Here is a 2,297-nt window from a genome sequence, read left to right as displayed (position 1 = left end):
GATTATTGTTTTGACTTTGATTGTCGTTTTGATTATTATTACAGCCAATTAACGCGAAAACCGTAATAATAATTGTTAGGATTTGTTTTAACATTTTCTTTCTCCTTAAAAAATAATTTATTTAAATTTTTTAACTATTATAGCATTAGAGTTTACTCTAATGTCAATAGTAAAATTTGTTTTTTAGCTACTCAATTATACGACTGTCGCTCCATACAAAATTTGAAGTTCTTTTTGATATTAACCATTTACCGTCAATATTCGTATATTCGTCATTATAATAAACTCCTCGTATAAGAGCTATTTTTTTGCCGTTTTCGATTCTTACCAATACGACTTGGCAATAAGATATTCCATCCGCTTTGTCGCCGTCAATATTAACCGTTTGCTGTCCGTTGATATGGTAAACGGTTTCAAAAAGCGAAAGATAATCCCCAAAAGCTTTTCCGATTTCATCTCTGCCTTTTAATATTGTCGTAAGTTCCCCTTCGTTATAAGTATATACTTCTGCGTCTTCGGTAAAAAGAAAAGTTTGCGCATCCGTTTCTTTCTTATCCGCTAAAATTGAAAATGTGTCGACTAATTCTTTTAAAGCCATTCTATTTTCTATATTTTTAAAATTAATCGTATCGCTTTTTTGATTACATCCTATAATAGAAAATATTATAATAATAAAAATTAGAATTTGTTTTAACATTTTTATTCTCCTTTGCCATTTGGAATTAATTTAATTTTTTGATTTATTATAACATTAGAGTTAACTCTAATGTCAAGTCTTTATTCTCTAAATTTTAAATTAAATTTTAAAGAAACATCTTCTTATAAAAGAATTCTTTATATTTTTCAATTCCCATTTCCATATATTGATTGTAGAGTTTCAAAGCCACTTTATCGGAAGGATAATGTATTTTATCTTTATTGTCGGTTATCGCTTCCCAAATAGTTTCCACAGATTCCGAAACATCCGCTCCTTCGCTTTTTCCATCACGAAGAAAATCTTGCTGATTTTCGTTGGCTTTTTCATAACCGTCTATACAGAAAGGATTCATTTTGAAAGCCGTTTGTGTCGCCCCAGGAATAATTATTTTTACTTTTACATCGAAAGGTTTTAATTCGTAATAAATCGATTCGCACATCGAAGTCAACGCATGTTTTGCAGCTCCGTAAACTCCGTCCAAAGGAAGAGCTATTATTCCCGCCAAAGATGTGGTGGTTAATATTAATCCGCTTTTTCTTTTCTTAAAATGAGGAATAAATTCTTGAGTGAGGAGCATATTTCCAATTACTACGGTTTCAAAATTTTTTCTTATATCCTCTTCGGGCGTAAGTTCCAAAGGCGCTTTGATTCCGTATCCAGCGTTATTAAAGAGTATGTCAATATCGTATTCTTTAATAACTTTGCTTGAAATCTCTTTGATTTGTTTTGTGTCGGTTAAATCTAAAGGCATGATAACGACATTTGGCAAACTTTCAAATTCTTTTATCGATTCTAAATTTCTCGCGGTGGCTATCACTCTAAAATCTTTTTTCGATAAAAATTTGACGGTTTCTTTTCCTATGCCAGAAGATGTTCCCGTTATAAATATTGTTTTCATTGTAATTCTCCTTCGCCATTTTGTTTAATATGGCGTTAATTTAATTTTTAATTTTATGGCATAATTATAACATTATAGCGCGCTATAAGTTCAATAGTAAAATATGATTTTATTTAGTTTTTATTTTTTCGCCAACAATCGCTTTTTCTCTTAATTTTAGGACTTCATCGTAATTGTTTATTTTATAGGTTATCATTTCAAACGAGTTTTGAAGTTCGTTTAATTTTTCTTTTATAACTTCTCTTTGCGAAATTAATAATTGCTTTCTCGCTTCTATAGTAGACGCTCCTTTTTTGTAAAGCTTTACATATTTTATTAAAGACGATATAGACATTCCCGCATTTCTCATATTTTTTGATAGTTCTATAAATCCCAAATCCTTTTCAGTGTAATTTCTTATTCCAGATTTTGTTCTTTTTACTTCTGGAATTAACCCTATTCTTTCATAATATCTTAAAGTATTTGGCGAAAGACTAACTTTTTTGCTTACTTCGGCTATAGTCATAATTTTCTCCTTAAAAAATTTTGATTATTAAAATACTTAAAATTATAAAATATTATTAATTATCATTCATTATATTATAACATTAGAGTTAACTCTAATGTCAATATGTAATTTATTTTTTTTATTATAAGGTAAAGATTGCCCCGCATAATTATAAAATATACAGGACAACCTTTAAACTTAAGGACTAAATATGA

General features: G+C 28.9%; 3 protein-coding genes. All 3 read right to left on the bottom strand.

From position 1 onward, the window contains the following. Nucleotides 1-187: 187 nt before the first annotated feature. The 3 genes from EZH24_RS10510 to EZH24_RS10500 all read right to left on the bottom strand — a co-directional run bounded on the left by EZH24_RS10510 (nucleotide 188) and on the right by EZH24_RS10500 (nucleotide 2,100). The gene (locus tag EZH24_RS10510) at nucleotides 188-697 is read right to left on the bottom strand and encodes a nuclear transport factor 2 family protein (protein ID WP_137999078.1); all 510 of its coding nucleotides are present in this window, start codon (nucleotides 695-697) and stop codon (nucleotides 188-190) included. A gap of 106 nt (nucleotides 698-803) precedes the next feature. Next, complete coding sequence (locus EZH24_RS10505; RefSeq protein ID WP_137999077.1) at nucleotides 804-1,595, bottom strand: SDR family oxidoreductase; 792 nt, start codon at nucleotides 1,593-1,595, stop codon at nucleotides 804-806. Nucleotides 1,596-1,704: 109 nt separating this feature from the next. Next, complete coding sequence (locus EZH24_RS10500) at nucleotides 1,705-2,100, bottom strand: MerR family transcriptional regulator (protein WP_137999076.1); 396 nt, start codon at nucleotides 2,098-2,100, stop codon at nucleotides 1,705-1,707. Nucleotides 2,101-2,297: the final 197 nt, after the last annotated feature.

It is taken from the genome of Brachyspira catarrhinii (genome assembly GCF_005518285.1).
Lineage (GTDB): Bacteria > Spirochaetota > Brachyspiria > Brachyspirales > Brachyspiraceae > Brachyspira > Brachyspira catarrhinii.
The sequence above is the reverse complement of the archived record's forward strand: the minus strand, read 5'-3'. Positions and strand labels throughout refer to the sequence as shown.

Excerpts from the sequence above, each read along its gene's own strand:
- EZH24_RS10510 (WP_137999078.1), bottom strand. The coding sequence starts at position 697 with ATGTTAAAACAAATTCTAATTTTTATTATTATAATATTTTCTATTATA.
- EZH24_RS10505 (WP_137999077.1), bottom strand. The coding sequence starts at position 1,595 with ATGAAAACAATATTTATAACGGGAACATCTTCTGGCATAGGAAAAGAA.
- EZH24_RS10500 (WP_137999076.1), bottom strand. The coding sequence starts at position 2,100 with ATGACTATAGCCGAAGTAAGCAAAAAAGTTAGTCTTTCGCCAAATACT.